Here is a 19,259-nt window from a genome sequence, read left to right on the forward strand (position 1 = left end):
TTTGTCGTAATTGACACCCACGAATTCTTCTGTCAAGGCAATTTAGAAATGTCCGCTTTGAGTTGAATTATTATCCACAAGTCCATAGCCCTCTCTCGCGCTCTCAAGCGCAAGAGAGACTTGGGGCTGTGGACCCTGTGGGTAATAAGAAGTCTGGGTTTATTTTGGGGAAGATTTCCTGGTCAAAAACATGATCTAAGTCCTTACGATCAGCTAGAATGGGCCCCCTTGTCACCCTATCCAGCGCCATCACGCTTAAGACTTCTTCTCCAAGCATCACCTCTATTGCCCCCGTATAATGTTGATAAATTGTGACTTTTTTATTCTGGTAGCGATAGCCTTTTCCAGGCACTTGAACTTGATAGGCCTGCCCTTCCAAAGAGAATTCAAGGTTTTTTGAAAGCTTGCGCGTGACGTGATGAGATAAAATTCGTCGCAACCTTTGCGCGTCGATAGGTACGTCACGGTGCAGATCTTTCGGGTTTGCCGCATCAACGGCGAACTTTTGGTTATACTTCTCGATAAACGCCGGCAAATAGGCATTGGCAGTCGCAATATCGCAGATACCTCTCAAACGCATCTCTTTGATTAAGCGATCTTGCAGCGTTTGATTCGCCCGCTCGACACGGCCCTTGGCTTGGGGTGAGTAAGCGCAAATCAACTCAATTCCTAAATCTTTCATGGCGCGATGCAGCTCAGTAGCTTGGTAATATCCGTCAGTTGTGCGCGTTGTTTTAAAAATGCTGTGCCGGTCACTATAATAGGCCAGAGGCAGACCATGCTGCTCGAGGTGTGATTCCATGGCTCGGAAATAGCCGGCAGTGGTCTCCGATTCTTCAAATCGCATAGATACGATGCGGCTGGTGGCATCGTCTACAAAGACGAGCAAACAACACTTTGCACGCCGTCCCTCAAACCAATCATGGTGCGACCCATCAATCTGTACAAGCTCACCAAAGCACGAGCGGCGCTGACGGGATTGATGCAGAGGCGAGCTTTTCCGAATTTTCCCGCTCCATAATGCATCGGCTATCATCCATTGTCGCAGAGTTTCTTTGTTGATCTTAAGCCCCTCATTCTCCAACAGTTTCTCGCTGGCTAGCGTCGGACCAAAATCCGCATAACGATTCCGAACTGCCTCAAGAACTCTGGCTTTGAAGCCCTCTGAATGCGCACGATTACTGCCCGATATAGCACGCCGTTTAATCCCGGAAGGTCCCTCAACAGAAATTCTCGCCTGCAAACGCCTCACTTGCCGAGCACTCAAACCTAACTCTGCCGCACCTTCACCTTGGCGCAGCAGACCTCGTTTTATGTCATCCAATATCTTTAGTTTTTCCATCTCGGCCTCGCTATACAATGTCTCCATTCATCCTCCTGCTTGCTGACTGCATCAGCATAAAACTTAAGGACAAATCCGGACATTTCTAAATTGCTTAACCGGACATTTTCAAATTGCTCCTACACACCCACGAATTCTTCTCGACAAAAGGTCTGGAGTTTTCTAAATTTCACACACCTTTCACTTTTTAGAGAAAATCTTATGCGGATCAGTCAGTATTTCCTATCTACGTTAAAAGAAACGCCCCAAGAGGCCCAAATTGTTTCCCATCGCTTGATGTTGCGGACGGGAATGATTGCACAAACAACGGCAGGGATTTACACGTGGCTTCCGCTGGGGCTCGCTGTTTTGAAAAAGATCGAGCAAATTGTCCGGGAAGAGCAAAACCGCGCCGGCAGCCTTGAAGTTTTAATGCCCACCATCCAACCCGCAGATCTTTGGATCAAAAGTGGTCGTTATAACGATTACGGCAAAGAAATGCTGAGGATCACAGATCGTCATGAACGAGAGATGCTTTATGGTCCGACCGCAGAAGAAGTCATTACCGATATTTTTGCGCGCTATATCAAAAGCTATAAAGATTTGCCCAAACGTCTTTACAATATTCAGTGGAAATTTCGGGACGAAATTCGCCCCCGTTTTGGTGTGATGCGCGGCCGTGAATTTTTAATGAAAGACAACTATTCCTTTAACTTGGATTATGAAAGCGCGCGTGCTTCTTATCAGGCCATGTTGGACGCCTATGTGAGAACGTTTGCGCGCATGGGCCTTACGGCAATTCCTGTTCGTGCAGATTCTGGGGCCATTGGTGGAACTCTCTCTCACGAATTCCAGATTTTAGCAGAGACGGGAGAAAGCCAAGTTTATTATGATGAGGCGTATGAAACGCTTGCACCTGGAGAAATTACTCTTGAGAAATTGCAAAGTCTTTATGCGGCCGCTGATGAAATGCACAAACCTGAGGACTGCCCCGTGCCGTTGGAAAAACTCAAAACCGCTCGCGGCATTGAGGTCGGTCACGTTTTCTATTTTGGCACCAAATACTCCATTCCTTTGGGTGCCTATGTGATGGGACCTGATGGAAAGCAAATTCCTGTTGAGATGGGATCTTATGGCATTGGTGTCTCCCGTTTGGTGGGGGCGCTTATTGAGGCCAATCATGATGAAAAAGGAATCATTTGGCCTGAATCCGTAGCTCCTTTTAAAGTGGGGATCTTGAACCTCAACATTAAAGATGAAGCTACGAACAAAGCTGCTGAAGATCTCTACCACAAGCTTTTAAACCAAGACGTTGAAGTTCTTTATGATGATCGTGATCAGGCGCCTGGAGCCAAGTTTGCCGATATGGATTTGATTGGACTGCCTTGGCAAATTATCGTGGGACCTCGCGGGGTGGCACAAGGGCGTTGCGAAGTTAAAAATCGAAAGACTGACGAACGCTTTGATTTGAGTTATGATGACGCCATTCAAAAAATTAGGAAAGCCTAAGACCCCGTGTTCAGCCCCTTTGAAAGACTTTTTGCTTGGCGATATTTAAGGGCTCGGCGACAGGAAGGATTCATTTCTGTCATCGCTCTCTTTTCCTTTTTAGGAATTGCCTTAGGAGTGGCGGCCCTCATCATTGTGATGTCAGTTATGAATGGATTTCGTCAAGAACTCACGAGTCAAATTTTAGGCATTAATGGACACATTGCCGTTTTTGGGACGATGGGTCCCATGGACGATTACGACGTTTTGCGGAAGAAAATTGAAAAACTTCCTGGAATCACTCAAGTGGCACCAGTTGTCGAAAATCAAGCGATGGCCATTGCTCATGGTCAAGCTATGGGCGTTCAAGTTAACGGGATGTTTTTGGAAGATCTCAAAAATCGCAAAAATGTTTCTGAGAAAATTATCGCAGGGGGGATGAAATATTACACAACGCCGTCATCAATTTTAGTAGGCGCACGCCTTGCTGAAAAAATGGGTCTTTCCATCGGGGACAAACTCACCATTGTTGCACCGGAGGGAACTTCGACCGCCTTTGGAACTGTGCCACGGACAAAAACATTTACGGTTGCCGGAATTTTTGAAGTGGGCATGTATCAATACGATTCTGGATTTGTGTTTGTGCCTATTGAAACGGCCCAGAAGTTTTTCCAAATGGGTGAAGGGGTTTCTGGACTTGAAATTTTCACAACAGATCCCAATCAAAAGGACAAATTTAAAGAGGAGATTATTCCTCTTTTACACGATCATCGTGCACGTATGTTTGATTGGCAAGAAGCCAATTCTAAATTCTTCACAGCCGTAGAAGTTGAGCGCAATGTAATGTTCGTGATTTTAACGCTTATCATTTTGGTGGCCTCCTTTAACGTGATTTCTAGCCTTATTATGCTGGTCAAAGACAAAGGACGGGACATTGCGATTTTAAGAACCATGGGGGCCTCAAGAGGCATGATCATGCGCATTTTTTTCCTCACGGGTTCAACTTTAGGACTGGTGGGGACTACGTTGGGATCTGTTTTGGCTCTTCTTTTTTGTTGGAATATCGAACGTATTCGGAAATTTATTGAGTCATTGTCCGGCAGCAACCTCTTTAATTCTGAAATTTATTTCTTGTCGAAATTGCCAGCCAAAGTGGATACGACCGAGGTGGCTCTTGTGATAGGAATTGCCTTGGGCCTCACGTTCTTGGCCTCTCTTTACCCCTCATGGCGAGCCTCAAAACTCGACCCGGTGGAGGCTTTGCGCTATGAGTAAAAAACCCGCTCTCGTTTTAAAAGGTATCCAAAGAACATTTCTTCAAGCCGTTGAAACCTTAGAGATTATTCGCGGTGCGAACCTTGAACTTTTCCCCGGAGAGATTGTAGCCCTTATTGGGCCTTCGGGCTCTGGAAAGTCCACACTTCTTCAAACTATTGGTTTGCTCGAGCATGCTCAAGGCGGAGAAATTCTCATTGAAGGTAAAGATTGCACGAAGCTGGATGATCAAGGCCGTACCTTAGTGCGACGCCAAAAGCTTGGCTTCGTATATCAATTTCATCATCTTTTGCCAGAATTCTCAGCGCTTGAGAATGTGGTCATTCCTCAAATGATTAATGGGAAGTCCAAATCGGATGCAGAAGTTCGAGCCAAATCTCTTTTGACCTCTGTAGGACTTGAGCATCGGCTGACCCATAGGCCCGCTCGTCTTTCGGGAGGGGAACAGCAACGCGTTGCTATCGTGCGCGCTCTAGCCAATAGCCCGGCGATTCTTTTGGCCGATGAGCCCACAGGAAATTTGGACGAAAAGACCGCAAATGCTGTTTTTCAAGAACTCATTAAATTGGTGAGAGAACAAAATCTGGCCGCATTGATTGCTACACACAATACAGACTTGGCCGCACAAATGGACCGTACAGTGACTCTTCACGAGGGTCAATTGGTTGAGTCCATCAAAAAACCATGACTGACTTTGTCCATCTCAGATGCCACACGGCCTATTCTCTTTTAGAGGGGGCCGTCACAGTTAAAAAACTGATCGGACTTGCGCAAAAATACAATATGCCGGCATTGGCAATGACGGATACGCAAAATGTATTTGGGGCTTTAGAATTTTCTATGGCCGCAAAAGATGCAGGCGTTCAGCCCATCATCGGATGTCAGATTAATATTACAGCGCCAGAAGTGACTCTTCAGCAAAAAGGGGAGGTGGATCAACTCATCCTTTTGGTGCAATCGCCGGAAGGGTATCGCAATCTGATGAAGCTTGTGAGTGCCTCGTATTTAAAAGGCCTCAACAACGGCGTGCCTCAGTTAAAACTCTCTGACTTGCAAGAGTATTCTTCAGGCCTCATTGCTCTAACGGGTGGAATTCAAGGCGGCATTGGGCGCCGTTTTCAAAAGCCAGACGAGGCATTGTTTTATTTTCAAAATCTTAAACATATGTTTGAGGGTCGACTTTATATTGAGCTCTCCCGTTATGGAATCCCTCTTGAGGAGGATCTCAAACGGGAAGAGTTTTTGGTGAATTTGGCGCTAGATCATAATGTTCCTTTAGTGGGTACCAACGAGGTTTTCTTCTCAGATCCTGATATGTACGAGGCCCATGACGCCATGATGTGCATTCGGGAGGGGACGTACGTCAATGTGCAAGATCGCAAACGTCTAACCATTGATCATTATTTTAAATCACCTCAAGAGATGAAAGAGTTGTTCTCAGACATTCCTGAGGCCATTGAAAACACCATTCAGATTGCCAGACGTTGCCATCATTTGCTGGTGCCTGTGGATCCTATTTTGCCGCGATTTGATTGCGGGGAGCACACAGAAGAAGCGGAACTCAGGTTCCAAGCCGAAGAAGGACTTAAGGTTCGCCTCGAAGACCACGTCTATCCCCTATGTAAAGATGAGGAGGCCAGAGATCAAAAATATAAGGAATATTGGAATCGCTTAGAATACGAACTTGGCGTCATCAATCAAATGGGGTTTCCGGGGTATTTCTTGATCGTTGCTGATTTCATTAAGTGGTCGCGAAGCCAAAATATTCCCGTAGGACCCGGCCGTGGATCTGGCGCGGGTTCGATTGTCGCCTGGGCGCTTACAATTACGGATGTGGACCCCGTTCGCTTTGCACTTGTTTTTGAGCGATTCTTAAATCCTGAGCGCGTGAGTATGCCGGACTTTGATATCGACTTTTGCCAAGATCGCAGAGATGAAGTCATTAATTATGTCCAATATAAATATGGTGTGGACAAGGTGGCTCAAATTATCACATTTGGAAAACTCCAAGCACGCGCCGTTTTGCGAGATGTGGGGCGCGTTCTTCAAATGCCCTATGGGCAAGTGGACAAAATTTGTAAATTGATTCCCAATAATCCGGCCAATCCCGTCACCATTCCAGAGGCGATTCAATCCGAGCAAGCACTTCATGTTATGCAAAAAACAGAACCTGAGGTGGCACATCTTTTAAAACTCGCCGAAGCCCTTGAAGGTCTTTATCGCCATGCCTCCACTCATGCGGCAGGCGTTGTGATTGGCAATCGTCCTTTGGATGAGATGGTGGCACTTTATTATGATGCCAGATCTCCCTTGCCCGCGACCCAATTTAATATGAAATATATTGAACAAGCGGGACTTGTAAAGTTCGACTTTTTGGGACTCAAGACATTAACGGTCATTCAAAAAGCCATCGAACTAATCAAAAAAACACATCATGAAGATGTCAATATTTCAGCCATTCCTTTGGATGATCCCAACACTTTCGAGCTTTTAAATCGTGTCGAAACCGTGGGTCTTTTCCAGGTGGAAAGTGCGGGAATGAGCGATGTCATGGGAAAAATCCGTCCCGATGTTTTTGAGGACTTAATCGCCCTTGTAGCCCTTTATCGTCCGGGGCCGATGGACAATATTCCCAAGTATCTCGCCTGCAAACACGGCCAAGAAAAAGTCGTCTATGACTATCCATGCCTTGAAGCGATCCTGAAAGAAAGTTACGGTGTTATTCTTTATCAAGAACAGGTTCTTCAGATTGCGCAGGTTTTGGCCGGCTATACACTAGGAGGCGCTGATTTGCTTCGTCGCGCTATGGGTAAAAAAATCAAGTCGGAAATGGATGAGCATCGCAAAATTTTCGTTGAGGGCACAATTCAACACCATGGTGGAAAACCTAAAGTTGCCTCTGAACTTTTTGATCAAATCGCTAAATTTGCAGGTTATGCGTTTAACAAAGCACACTCCACAACTTATGCGCTAATTCTTTATCAAACAGCCTATTTGAAAGCACATTTTCCTGTTGAATATATGACGGCGTTGATGACGCTCGATATGCAAAATACGGATAAATTGATCGTCTTTGCCCGGGAAGCCAAACGCATGGGAATTCCCCTTTTGGCACCCGATATTAATCGTTCGTACGCGGAATTTACCATTGAGACACTGGAGGATGGAACCTCAGCCATTCGCTATGGTCTTTCGGCAATTAAAAACGTAGGCGAAGCCGCCATGTGCACGCTGCAGGAAGAACGAGCGAGAGGAGGTAATTTCCAAGATCTGTTCGATTTTGTGGAACGTGTGGATTCCAAAGTTCTCAACAAACGCCAATTGGAGAATTTGATCGCAGCAGGAGTGCTTGATTCTTTAAATCCCAATCGTCGATATTTGTTCGATAATATTGAGACTTTGGTCAAATATGGGGCCAGTACAAAATCGTCTCATCAAGGCCTTTTTTCGGTTAAAGATACCCGTCCTCAACTCCAGAATCTTGAGGAATGGACGCCTCTTGAGCGATTGCGCCAAGAATTCCAAGCCCTTGGATTTTACCTTTCGGCCCACCCGCTTGAGTCGTATGAAGCAGAGCTTGTGCCTATGAACCTGATGAAAAGTAACGATATTTTTGAGCTTGCAAAATCAGGACAAATCCGCAGCGATGGCTCCTATCAACTAGCCGGTATTATTATCAGCAAGCAAGAGCGGTCCTCAAAGATAGGACAAAAATTTGCCTTCGTTCAATTCTCGGATCCCTCTGGCATTTATGAGGTTGCCATTTTCTCAGAAGTATTCTCTCACTTCCGAGATGTTTTGAGTCCGGGACGTGCCTTTATCGTATCCGTATCGCTACAAGTCGATGGGGACAATGTTCGCATGACGTGCCAAGGCCTCCAAGATCTTGAGCAAAAAACTCTCGCTCAATCCTCAGAGGTAACTTTGAAAATCACATCAAAAGAGCAACTTGAGATGGTTGAAAAAATCCTCCGCACACAAAATCAGGGGAGATCCTGGGTTTATCTTGAAATCAAGGAGGCTCGAGAAAAAGTCCGTCTCAGTCTTTCTGGAAGATACAGCCTTTCTGTTGACACCAAATCCCTTTTTAAACGCTCGGAAATCGAAGTTAGCGAGCGTATGGTTTAAGGGCGCAAACACTTCCATACCGATGTTTTCTACCATTTGCAAAAAATATTTAGCTATTTCTTGTCATTAAACATTTATTTAATGGAAACATTATGAACAGGACCATCTCATGAAAAAGTTTTCTCGCAGAAAAAAATCGTGATTTATATTTTAAAATTAAACAGATATGCTACCTTGAATTTTTCATGATATAGCTCTGATGGTATGAACACACAATATTGACACACGTCCAAAACTTGCAAAGAATGAAAGTCTAGATCTTATAAAATTTTAAAAGGACTGTTTATGAAAAATTTCATATTTTTCTGTGGTGTCATTTTGAGTAATGCTTCAAACCTCTTCTCTCATCCCATCGTTCCTGACATTAATGGGTTTGAGTTTGTTGAAGCCTCACACACCAAAAAATTTCAATCGAAGGATGGCCGCAATTGGGAGTTCCGCTTTCATAAACATATTCCCTCAATCATCCCCGCAAGCACTCCAGGTTTTCACTATGAAGTTCACAAGTTTTATAGCGAGCTCCAATCTTATGATGGGAAAATACCCTTTGCTGCCTATGAGGTTTATGTCGGCACAACTCCAGAAAAACTCAGCTTCTTTCCTGATTTGACATTTTATCTTCTTTTGGAACATAACCCACAATGGGGTGGATGACTTATTTTCGCAATATAAGACAATGAAAAGAAAACATAAAAAAAAATTTATGATATATTTTTAATAAAAATATTGCAATTATTAAAACGATCCCCTACCTATTTACATAGGAAGAAAACAGTTTGTTTTTATTTTTTATTGTTTGGAGCTTTTATGATGTCAAAATTGTTTTTAAGATCGGCTGCTATTTTACTAGCAACTTCTATTTTATCACCTTACGCAAGCCAGGCTGTCTTTGAAGATGAGATGGATGAGAAAAACGTTAGCAGGTGGATGACACTGTATAAGGGCATAAACAAAGACACACTTCCTACTTGTTTGAAAGAAGCCCCAACACAAAAAAATCAAGCTATTTTACTTGGAAAACATTTACGTGCCAGTCAACTCATCGAACAGATGGGAAGTAACTTTCAAATAAAAGGGCATGGACAACAAAAAGCCATTGAAGGCGTTAGAGTGTTTTTTCAAAAAAACATATTAGAAGTTCAAAACATTATGAAAACATATGGATTTGGAAGGAAATATCCAGAATCCGACCTTTCTACGATCATGACGTCGTTTAGCTCAAATCAAATGTTTCCCTCCGTAAAAGATGAGGAGAGAAAAAATCTATTTGATCAAAATAAAAAAATATCTCAAGAAGGCGGTTATACTTTAGATAATAATTTTATTAAAATTGAAAAGCCAAGTCTTAACAACATGAAGGTTTATGGTCACAAAGACGATAATTACAAACCAAAATTTTCAGCTCAATCTCTCGATACTCGTCGTATATATATCACAGAAATGACTGTCCTCGATGCAGACACCATTAATCATGCATTTTTCCTCAAGGATATTGGACTTAATCCGCTTGTTATCGACATGGCCAATGCCGTCAGCCCTGGTGGTGCTGCCCATACTGGGCATGGCAATGTACAGGAAGAACAATGTATTTACCGCTCTGATCTTGGCACATATGTCTTTGCAGCGAAAGAACGCTGTCAGGATCTGGGCGCCTCACACAACTTTATCCCGAAAGAGGGCGGAATTTACATCCCCGGAGTTCAAGTTTTTCGTACAGATGCAAACGGGGGATATGCATTTGTTTCAAAACCACAGACGCTAGACTTTGGGGCTATTGCCGCTTATCGTCACAAAGATCGTCTGATTGACAAACCTAATAGCCTTGTTGATGAAAAGTATTATCCCGAAATTAAAGACGATAAAATCTACTGGGAAAGCACGCGGCAAAAAATCCGATCTTTTTTTGATATGGCTTTAGAGAACGGTCATGATTCTCTGGTTCTCAGTGCTTTTGGATGTGGAGCATTTAAAAACCCAACCCCAGAGATGGTTCAGGCGTTTGAAGTCGTTCTTGAGGAATACAAAAATTGCTTCCAGCGAATTGATTTTGCCATTTATGCTAAGGAAAATCCTCACGATAAAAACTTGCTGGCCTTTCAAAATGCATTTAATGGAAAAGTTCAAAAACTTTCCAATCAAAATAATTACCAAAATTACAATCCGAACAATTATCAACCCACTTTTAATCCCTTAAACCAAGAGGTAAAGTTTGAGGAAATCCAACTTAATAGAAGCAATTGGATATCCTATAAAGATAAAATTGAAAGTATTCTGCCTGGGTTTTCTAAGAAGATAGAGGATGCAGAGAGATCTCACTGGCAAGCTCTTGAAGAAGATTACAACGCCCCCTCTCTTACGACAGATCAAGAGGTTAAGCTATGGGCAAAAACAATTGAGGGATTTCTCGAAATTGCTGCAACTCAAATTAACCTCCAAAACAAGAAATAACTCTCACGCGCACAATTCCCGGCGGTTCTTGAAATAATCAAGAGCCTCGGGATTGGCGAGAGCCCCTTGGTTTTTAACGTCCCGTCCGTGAATAATATCACGGACGGCGAGTTCTACGATCTTCCCGCTTTTGGTACGGGGGATGTCGGGAACCTGAAGGATAACTGAGGGAACGTGGCGCGGTGTTGTATTCTCCCGAATGTATTTCTTAATTTTTTGCGCAAGATCTGGAGAAAATTCAACCCCTTCCCTTAATTTCACGAACAACACAACGCGGACATCGCCATCCCACTCTTGCCCCACAACAAGACTTTCCAAAACCTCATCAATTTTCTCGACTTGCCTGTAAATTTCAGCTGTGCCAATGCGCACACCCCCGGGATTTAAAATTGCATCGGAGCGTCCGTAAATAATAAATCCACCGCTTTGCGTTTTTTTCACAAAATCACCATGACACCAAACGCCTGGAAATCTTTCAAAATAGGCGGCCTTATATTTGACGTCTCTCGCATCTCCCCAAAATCCCAGCGGCATAGATGGAAAAGGCGATTTGCAGACAAGCTCTCCCTTTTGCCCCAGAAGGGAATTTCCACTCTCATCAAAAATATCGACGTCCATCCCCAGCCCTGCGGTTTGGATTTCGCCACGAATTACGGGTCCTGTAGGGTTACCTAAAACAAAACAGGAAACGATGTCCGACCCCCCTGAGATGGAAGCCAAACATACATCCTTTTTAATGGACGTATACACATAATCAAAAGATTCTGGAAGCAAAGGAGATCCTGTTGATGCAATCATACGAAGCGCGCCCAATTTATGCGTTTTCAGAGGCGCAAGGCCTGCTTTATGAAGAGCATCCACATATTTGGCGGAAGTGCCAAAAAGGGTGGCTTTTTCGGCCTCCGCGTAATCCCACAAAATATGTCCCGCGGGCGCAAAGGGAGATCCATCATAAAGCAAAAGTGTCGCCCCTGACGCCAATGCCGAAACTTGCCAATTCCACATCATCCACCCACATGTTGTGAAATAAAACACCCGATCACCAGGTTTAATATCAGAATGGAGTTGATGCTCTTTCATGTGTTGAATGAGTGTGCCTCCCATCCCATGAACAATGCATTTGGGAACACCTGTGGTACCTGAGGAATACAAAATAAATAAAGGATGATTGAAAGGCAATTGGACGAAGTTAATTTCTTTTATGGTGTAATAATCTTTTAAAATGGAGTCCCACAAAATTGTATTTTTGAGAGTGCTGATAGTTTGAGAGGATCCTGCATAATTAAAAACAATTGTCTTTTTAAGCGACGGCAATCCTGCAGTAATTTCCGGCAATTTCTCCAGACAATCAAACGACTTTCCGTTGTAAAAATAGCCATCGGCCACGAATAAAAATTTGGGTTCAATTTGACCAAATCGATCCAAAACAGCACTTACTCCGAAATCAGGAGAGCAGGAGGACCAAACTCCCCCCAGTGATGCAGTCGCAAGCATGGCAATTAAAGCCTCAGGCGTGTTGGGCACAAAACCTGCGACGCGATCTCCCGGTTTAATCCCTTGATCTTTCAAAAAAGCTGAAACTTTTGCAACCGTTTCAAAAAGCTCATTTCGGGAAAGTTTGCTTTTGACTTTATCCTCTCCCCAAAACACAACAGCGTCTTCATCACCTCGAAATTTGAGGAGATTTTCGGCATAATTGAGGCGTGCCTCGGGGAAGAAATGACACTTCTGCATCTCAGGAAAAATTTCGCGAATTCGCGAGCTTTCTTGAGAGAAAATGAGTCCGGAAAAATCCCAAAAGGTGGACCAAAATTCATCTAAATGATTCACTGTCCACTTGTGAAGAGCCGCATAGTCACGCAGAGAAACCCCATACTTTTCAGATACGCAATCCGTAAATTTTTTCATATTTGAAGAGGATATTGCCTCTTTCCCCGGCGTCCAAAGGACTTGGCTCTCTTGATCTCCCATGTCTCAACCTTATGATTTTGTTTCTTTGCCCAAACTATAGGGAAAAATCAAACGAGCTTCAACCAGAAGGCAAAAATTTTCCATTTTCATGGCATAGCATTTTTAGATCTCATCAAGATCGTAATACGTAAGAATCCCAATTTGAGACAAGAAATCCTCATCATGGGATATAATCATAAGCGCCCCAGGATACGCCTTCAAAACTTGAATAACATGGTCTCGCGTTTCTACATCCAAGTTGTTGGTCAGCTCATCCAAAATCAAAAGTCGCGGGGTTTGGGCTGCAATTTGCGCCAAACTGAGTCGTGCTTTTTCCCCACCAGAAAGCGTTTCAACGGTGGCATTCACTTCCTCATTTTTACGAAATAAAAAGTCATTCAAATGATTTCGAGCCTCCGCATGACTCCAATCGGGGCGTCTGGCTTGGATAATCTCCAAAACCGTTTTGTGAGGAATAAGCGTTCCATAGTGCTGATCTAAATAACCAATATCAGCAACTTTGGGCACAAGCCATTCCCCTGATTTTTGGACGTGGGTGTCATTTAAAATGGCCTTAATGAGAGTCGTCTTGCCCGACCCATTAGCCCCTAAAATCGCAAGGCGATCTTGAGAATTCAGAGAAAGATTGAGGTTTTTTAAAACATCCTCTTCATATCCCACACCTCCCTCTTGGATAGAGAGAATGACTTTAGAGCTCCCAGTTTGGGATTTAATCGAAAACTTTGGTTTTAAAATTTCAGGAAGGCGTAAGTTTTGCAAACTTTCAGAAACATGTGCTTTCTTTTCACGAATGGCTGCCGTTTTGGCACCCACAGTTTCTGCGGCACGATTGGCCTTAGCGTTGGAAACAACGGTTGGCCATTTCCGTTGCGTAATATGTTTTTCGCCCTGAAGACGACTGGTCTTCCCCCTGTTTTGTTCCTTCATCAGCGAAAGATGAGCCTCGCGTTTCAATCGATTCAACCGCACGAGTTCTTCTTCCAGATGCGCACGTTTGTGGCCCAATTCTAAAAGGTAGTCCTCGTAATGACCTTTAAAAATATGAATGCGTTCTTGATCTATGTGCCAAAGCTGGTTCACACATCCATTAAGCAACTCCACATCATGAGAGACAATAATAAGGGTCCCTGGAAAATAGCTCAGCATACGCATTAAAGACTTTCGATTTTTCGAATCTAAATGATTGGTGGGCTCATCCAAAAGCAGGATCTGAGGACCTTGCGCCAAAGCGTCTGTGAAGGCTTTGTGAAATCGCTGTCCGCCACTGAGATTGGAATGATCTTCAACAATTTGGGGAACATATCCGATACGAAGATATTCTGACATTCGAATCTCGCCTAAAGAAGGCAAAATTTCCCCCAAAATCATCTTAAGCAAAGTTGATTTTCCCGCACCATTACGACCAATAATGGCTATGCGATCTCCCTCATAAAGGGTCGCGTTAAAATTCTCAAAACAGATTTTTTTTGAAAATGCCAGTCCAAGGCTTTTGAATAAAATAGGTGTGTACGACATAAAACAACTCTCGATAAGAGGGGCAAAAACAAGGGAAGTGTGCCCTTCAATAGGGCTTTATCGAGAAATCATTTTCATAGCACCATGGCTCCTTATGCGTTCTTTTTGTAAATAATCATAAATTACAGCTTTTGCAAGTTTCCCAAGTGAAATTAATACCACAAGAATCTAGAAAGAACATTTAATTGTTCACCCAAAAAATCTTCAGGAGTTCCCCAATTCAAAGGAGAAATATCTCCTGCACGATAGTCATAATAAAGCGGTGTTAATGCTTTTAAAATGGGTACAACATTTTTCTCAGGTTTTGTCCAGTCGGGATGACGCCTTTCCAATTCAGCAAGTGTTGGCCTTTCTTCATCACCTTGCCTATTAGCAAGATAGTTTTTTGCGGCATCCCGAACGTCTTGACGAGCCCTTGGCGTAATTAGGTACATAACGGACTGGTGTTCAGAAAGTGAGGTTTCATTAGAAAAAAGATATTGAATGAGAGGAATGCTTCCTATTCCAGGCACACGATCCGTACTGGCCACTTCTGTTCTTTGAACCGTGCCGCCTAACATAATGGTTTCTCCTAATCTGGCTTTAATAGTGGTACTTACGTTACTGACGTTCACACTAAAAACCAAGGGCGTATTTGACGCTGCACGTGCGGCAATATGTACCTCCGTATCCTCAAGAAAACTATCGTCCAATCGAATTTCGAGGGTGACATAATCACCCTCTAGTTTTAAGGGTGTCACCTCTAATGTGCTACCCGTAGGTGTTTTTTGAATGGACCCCCCCCAAAAGAACTGGTCAGGGCAATGTCAAGTTCAGCACCATTAAAAAATGCAGAGGGCTTTCCAACATAAGTTGTTAAAGTGGGGCGGCCAATAATTTCAATATGCTGCCTTGTCGCATTGGCAATATTTAAAGCGTAACTTAGCGTTCCAAAGCTAATCCCGCGAGTGACCAACAACACATTATTATTAATGTTTTGTACAGCGCTGTTCACAGACCCAGGTATGGAACTGTTGTTAGAGGATGCAGTGCTATTATTCAAAGGAAAAATACTCGCCCCGGTAATGGCGCTTCCCGCATGGCTTGCGGCATATTTTGTATAAGGAGCAATAGTGAGCGTAAAATTATTGAGAATATTATTTCCCTTAGAGGTCTGCGCCTCTTCAATCACGCGCATCACAACCCCATCAATGACAACCATAGGCTCTTTAGGCTCTGGATTAACAGGTCTAGGATGCCTTGTGGGAAAAATAATATTTTCAGTAGGGCTTCGCCCTGGTTCAGACGGCATATCCATAAATCCTTGAACTGCTGCCGTTGAATCTTCCGAGGACTTAACCAGCTTAACGCCCTCAGTCTCATGAGCACGAACCCAATCATCAACACGGCGCTCAAGGTAGGCTGTATCTTTTTGACTTTTTTCGAATTTTTTATAATCACCTAAGAAAATTTTAGCCTGATCCTTATGGCCTTGTGCGGCATAAATCATGGCCGCCGCCCGCAAATATTTTGGGCTTTTATTATTTTCTTTTAAGAGCTGATCCACACTCATGCTAGCTGTTTTAACGTCCCCCATAAGATAAGACACAGACGCTAATTCATAAAGTGCTTCTTGATTTTTGGGGTCAAATAGGAGGACTTCTGCAAATTCGTCTTGTGCTCCCACATAATTTTTCTTTTCTGCCTTAACGCGCCCCAATTGAAGGGAGGCAAACATGTTGTTGGAATCGAATTTTTTGGCCTGAAGATATCCGGCTTCCGCCAAATCATAAGAACCATAATCACCATTTTTTCCCATCATTTGATAAGTCAATGCATTTAAGGTATGCACAAAAGAATTAGTGGGGTCATCATTAAGAATAGCATTAAAAAGCTGAGAAGCCTTGGCATAATCCTGTTTTTTAAGCGTCTCAACTCCCTCTATAATTTTTTCTTTTTCTTTCGCATTGATGTTTGGAGGAATAATACGATCAAAATCAATTAGAGAAATTTTCTCACTGCGGGGAGTACTCACAATCCCATCATGGGTACAACTGGCCACAAAGGCCGAAAGCAAAAACACAAGCGGCACATTGAAAGTTTGAGCACGAAAACATAGTTTGTTTTTCTGAATCTTTTTCAATTTTAGTCCCTGTCATTTTTATCTCATTATTTATTAAAATTTTATATATCTTTTTGATAAGATTACGCAAGGGGGAGCGGAGAGCCACCTCATGAAAAACAGAAAACATCACACCCCTTCGTCTAGCAAAGCCCATAAAACCTTCCGCAACCTCTTTTTGTTAATGATGAATAAAAAAAGATATGAATAATTTCAAATAATTAAAAACATTTTGGATTTTTTTCTTAAATCATATTGAATTTAAAAAAATCATACGTATATATTTATTAATATATTTATTTTTTTGTGAGATTGTTGTGTTTAAGAAATCATATTTTTTATCTTCTTCTTTAATCATTCTTGTTTTGCTTCTTGGAAACTCTGCAAATGCAATGGACGAAGAGGAAAAAAAGCATTTTGCTCCCCGGAAAGACGACAAAGTTAAATATCCACTCAGCAACCCTTCCCCTCAAAATAACAGGGAATACTATGGAGGTTCATACGCTGAATATGAAAATCCTTATAATCCTTATGCTTTCTATGAGTATTATCCTCAAGATATGAACTCTGGCTATCATGGGTATGGCTATGGTGGATATGGAGATGAAAATAGCAATGCATATCTATATGTTCCAAGTAATGGAAACTTCTTAAACCAAGCTCTTCAACATTTAGGTGGATCCTTTCTTCTTTCAGCAAATCAAAATAAACCCTCTCAAAAAAAATATTTAAATAAGAACGCAAATCCTTTCACTCCTAAAGATAATAAACCTCAGTCTATAGAAAAGGGGAAGACGCTTTTTGAATCGTCAGAAATAAAAAAATCTCCCTCAAAGAAACACGTAAAAGAGAAAAAAGTGAATGCTCTTCCTTCGCCTCCTTCATCAATCTCTTTCTCACCCAAAGGAGATTGGGGCAAACCTTTAAATTCAAAAGCGGAAAAAAATGAGGTAGAACCGCAGTCTTTATTAGGATCTTCTTCAAATCAATCGAAAAAAAATCCTAATAAAAAACACGAACATTTAGAAAATTATATCTCTGAAAGTGGAAATTTTATAAACGAAAAGGAAATTCTTCCGAATTTTGATGGGGTTAAGTTCGATAAAATTCCTTCTTTTCTTAAAGAGCATAACATTCGCACAGTAGGGGAGCTTAGACAAAAGCTCTCTAAAATGAAGCCTACTGATGTAGATGTTTTTTATCAGCTTGCAACCTCATTACGCCATAATCAACAAAATTGGTGGGGGTTAGCTGAAGAAATCCTTAAAACACTTGCTAATAGCCAAAACATACCGGATGAAAAAAAAGCTTTTTCTTATTTAGGACTAGCTAAAATAGCGAGTCGGCACGATGAAAGAGCAGATGTTATGCAACATCTAAAATCAGCTTTAGCGGTGAAGGGAAATTTTCCAAAAATACTCCTTTGGGGAGGGAATGCCCATCGCATTTTTGGTGAAAAAAAGAAAGGCGCAGATCTTCTAAGTCGCGCACTTAATCATGATAATATTACGAAAAAGGATAGAATTAAAGCTCTCATTGGCCTCGGGAATGCGCGATTCACCGATAATGATCATAAACATGACTTTGACTGGTATCTAGAGGCTCTCAAAATCCTTGGGCAGGAGGGAGATGTCAATCTTCGTGCTCAAGCTCTCATTGGTCTTGGGAATAAACGATTCACAGATAAAGGTCATAAACAAGCAGACTGGCACCAAGAGGCTCTCACAATTCTTGGAGATAACGGAGATAAAACCCTTCGTGCTCAAGCCCTCATGGGTCTCGGGAATGCGCGATTCACCGATACTGCTCATAAACATGACTTTGACTGGTATCTAGAGGCTCTCAAAATTCTGGGGAAGGAGGGAGATGTCAATCTTCGTGCTCAAGCTCTCATGGGTCTTGGGAATAAACGATTCACAGATAAAGATCATAAACAAGCAGACTGGTACCAAGAGGCTCTCACAATTCTTGGAGATAACGGAGATAAAACCCTTCGCGCTCAAGCCCTCATTGGTCTTGGGAATGCGCGATTCACCGATAATGATCATACATCTAATACAGACTGGTACCAAGAGGCTCTCAAAATCCTTGGGGAGGAGGGAGATGTCAATCTTCGTGCTCAAGCTCTCATTGGTCTTGGGAATGCGCGATTCACCAATGATCATAAACATGACTTTGACTGGTACCAAGAGGCTCTCACAATTCTTGGAGATAACGGAGATAAAACCCTTCGCGCTCAAGCCCTCATTGGTCTTGGGAATGCGCGATTCACCGATAATGATCATACATCTAATACAGACTGGTACCAAGAGGCTCTCAAAATCCTTGGGGAGGAGGGAGATGTCAATCTTCGTGCTCAAGCTCTCATGGGTCTCGGGAATGCGCGATTCACCGATAATGATCATAAACATGACTTTGACTGGTACCAAGAGGCTCTCACAATCCTTGGGGAGGAGGGAGATGTCAATCTTCGTGCTCAAGTTCTCATTGGCCTCGGGAATGCGCGATTCACCGATAAAAATCATACATCTAATACAGACTGGCACCAAGAGGCTCTCAAAATTCTGGGGAAGAATGGAGATGTCAATCTTCGCGCTCAAGCTCTCATTGGTCTCGGGAATGCGTCAAGGTCAATGAAAAAAAATGAAGAGGCCATAACTTATTATAAAGATGCACAAAAACTTGTAGGAGTGAATTCTTCTCTTTACAATAAAGCCAGCGATGGCATTAAAGAAGCTTCTATGTTTTTAAATTATAACAACAATAAAAAACAAAATCTGAGAGGAAAATAATACAAATACGGTAGGCTAAGCCTTTCTTAAACTTGGATTGTCCGAGTTCAGACAGATGTGAGACAGGTTTGAGGCAAGAGGGATGGGCTGAGCGCGCCACAAAATCGCGCGGTCGTAAAACCCATCTCCCTTGCTGAATACAAAAAAGGCTTCAAGAATAGGATTGATAACACTCTATTCATAGAGACCTCAATGCAAATCAAAGGATTGCACTCTTGAA

At 42.7% G+C, this 19,259-nt stretch carries 12 protein-coding genes; 7 read left to right on the top strand and 5 right to left on the bottom strand.

Going from position 1 to position 19,259, the window contains the following annotated elements; all coding sequences use genetic code 11:
• Positions 1 to 103: 103 nt before the first annotated feature.
• Positions 104 to 1,369 carry an ISNCY family transposase gene (locus tag Bealeia2_RS07285; RefSeq protein ID WP_331255482.1) on the bottom strand — a complete coding sequence of 422 codons (1,266 nt, stop codon included), beginning with the start codon at positions 1,367 to 1,369 and terminating at the stop codon, positions 104 to 106.
• 174 nt (positions 1,370 to 1,543) lie between these two features.
• On the opposite strand from Bealeia2_RS07285, the gene proS reads away from it, so the two are divergent.
• The 6 genes from proS (at position 1,544) to Bealeia2_RS07315 (ending at position 10,660) form a co-directional block, all read left to right on the top strand.
• Positions 1,544 to 2,830, top strand: coding sequence for a proline--tRNA ligase (gene proS, locus Bealeia2_RS07290; protein WP_331256387.1), 1,287 nt, complete (start codon positions 1,544 to 1,546; stop codon positions 2,828 to 2,830).
• Between the two features lie 6 nt (positions 2,831 to 2,836).
• Positions 2,837 to 4,084 carry a lipoprotein-releasing ABC transporter permease subunit gene (locus Bealeia2_RS07295; RefSeq protein ID WP_331256388.1) on the top strand — a complete coding sequence of 416 codons (1,248 nt, stop codon included), beginning with the start codon at positions 2,837 to 2,839 and terminating at the stop codon, positions 4,082 to 4,084.
• On the top strand, positions 4,077 to 4,772 hold the full coding sequence (locus Bealeia2_RS07300) for an ABC transporter ATP-binding protein (protein WP_331256389.1): 696 nt from the start codon (positions 4,077 to 4,079) through the stop codon (positions 4,770 to 4,772). Before Bealeia2_RS07295 ends, Bealeia2_RS07300 begins: the two co-directional genes overlap by 8 nt.
• A complete protein-coding gene (gene dnaE, locus Bealeia2_RS07305; RefSeq protein ID WP_331256390.1) occupies positions 4,769 to 8,212 on the top strand; it encodes a DNA polymerase III subunit alpha in 3,444 nt (1,147 codons plus the stop codon). The genes Bealeia2_RS07300 and dnaE overlap by 4 nt, the downstream gene beginning before the upstream one ends.
• A gap of 285 nt (positions 8,213 to 8,497) precedes the next feature.
• On the top strand, positions 8,498 to 8,866 hold the full coding sequence (locus tag Bealeia2_RS07310) for a hypothetical protein (protein WP_331256391.1): 369 nt from the start codon (positions 8,498 to 8,500) through the stop codon (positions 8,864 to 8,866).
• A gap of 153 nt (positions 8,867 to 9,019) precedes the next feature.
• Positions 9,020 to 10,660, top strand: coding sequence for a TIGR02452 family protein (locus tag Bealeia2_RS07315; protein ID WP_331256392.1), 1,641 nt, complete (start codon positions 9,020 to 9,022; stop codon positions 10,658 to 10,660).
• Between the two features lie 3 nt (positions 10,661 to 10,663).
• On the opposite strand, the gene Bealeia2_RS07320 is transcribed toward Bealeia2_RS07315, so the two are convergent.
• The 4 genes from Bealeia2_RS07320 to Bealeia2_RS07335 all read right to left on the bottom strand — a co-directional run bounded on the left by Bealeia2_RS07320 (position 10,664) and on the right by Bealeia2_RS07335 (position 16,268).
• The gene (locus tag Bealeia2_RS07320; RefSeq protein ID WP_331256393.1) at positions 10,664 to 12,631 is read right to left on the bottom strand and encodes an acetoacetate--CoA ligase; all 1,968 of its coding nucleotides are present in this window, start codon (positions 12,629 to 12,631) and stop codon (positions 10,664 to 10,666) included.
• A gap of 102 nt (positions 12,632 to 12,733) precedes the next feature.
• Positions 12,734 to 14,146, bottom strand: coding sequence for an ABC-F family ATP-binding cassette domain-containing protein (locus Bealeia2_RS07325; protein WP_331256394.1), 1,413 nt, complete (start codon positions 14,144 to 14,146; stop codon positions 12,734 to 12,736).
• 152 nt (positions 14,147 to 14,298) lie between these two features.
• A complete protein-coding gene (locus Bealeia2_RS07330; protein ID WP_331256395.1) occupies positions 14,299 to 14,886 on the bottom strand; it encodes a hypothetical protein in 588 nt (195 codons plus the stop codon).
• Positions 14,887 to 14,888: 2 nt separating this feature from the next.
• On the bottom strand, positions 14,889 to 16,268 hold the full coding sequence (locus tag Bealeia2_RS07335; protein ID WP_331256396.1) for a tetratricopeptide repeat protein: 1,380 nt from the start codon (positions 16,266 to 16,268) through the stop codon (positions 14,889 to 14,891).
• Positions 16,269 to 16,564: 296 nt separating this feature from the next.
• On the opposite strand from Bealeia2_RS07335, the gene Bealeia2_RS07340 reads away from it, so the two are divergent.
• Positions 16,565 to 19,039, top strand: coding sequence for a tetratricopeptide repeat protein (locus Bealeia2_RS07340; protein WP_331256397.1), 2,475 nt, complete (start codon positions 16,565 to 16,567; stop codon positions 19,037 to 19,039).
• The last annotated feature ends 220 nt before the right edge of the window (positions 19,040 to 19,259 follow it).

This window comes from Candidatus Bealeia paramacronuclearis (assembly GCF_035607555.1).
Classification (GTDB): Bacteria; Pseudomonadota; Alphaproteobacteria; order UBA9655; family UBA9655; genus Bealeia; species Bealeia paramacronuclearis.

Coding starts and splice junctions, on each gene's coding strand:
- Bealeia2_RS07285 (WP_331255482.1), bottom strand. CDS start 1,369: ATGGAGACATTGTATAGCGAGGCCGAGATGGAAAAACTAAAGATATTG.
- proS (WP_331256387.1), top strand. CDS start 1,544: ATGCGGATCAGTCAGTATTTCCTATCTACGTTAAAAGAAACGCCCCAA.
- Bealeia2_RS07300 (WP_331256389.1), top strand. CDS start 4,077: ATGAGTAAAAAACCCGCTCTCGTTTTAAAAGGTATCCAAAGAACATTT.
- dnaE (WP_331256390.1), top strand. CDS start 4,769: ATGACTGACTTTGTCCATCTCAGATGCCACACGGCCTATTCTCTTTTA.
- Bealeia2_RS07310 (WP_331256391.1), top strand. CDS start 8,498: ATGAAAAATTTCATATTTTTCTGTGGTGTCATTTTGAGTAATGCTTCA.
- Bealeia2_RS07315 (WP_331256392.1), top strand. CDS start 9,020: ATGATGTCAAAATTGTTTTTAAGATCGGCTGCTATTTTACTAGCAACT.
- Bealeia2_RS07320 (WP_331256393.1), bottom strand. CDS start 12,631: ATGGGAGATCAAGAGAGCCAAGTCCTTTGGACGCCGGGGAAAGAGGCA.
- Bealeia2_RS07325 (WP_331256394.1), bottom strand. CDS start 14,146: ATGTCGTACACACCTATTTTATTCAAAAGCCTTGGACTGGCATTTTCA.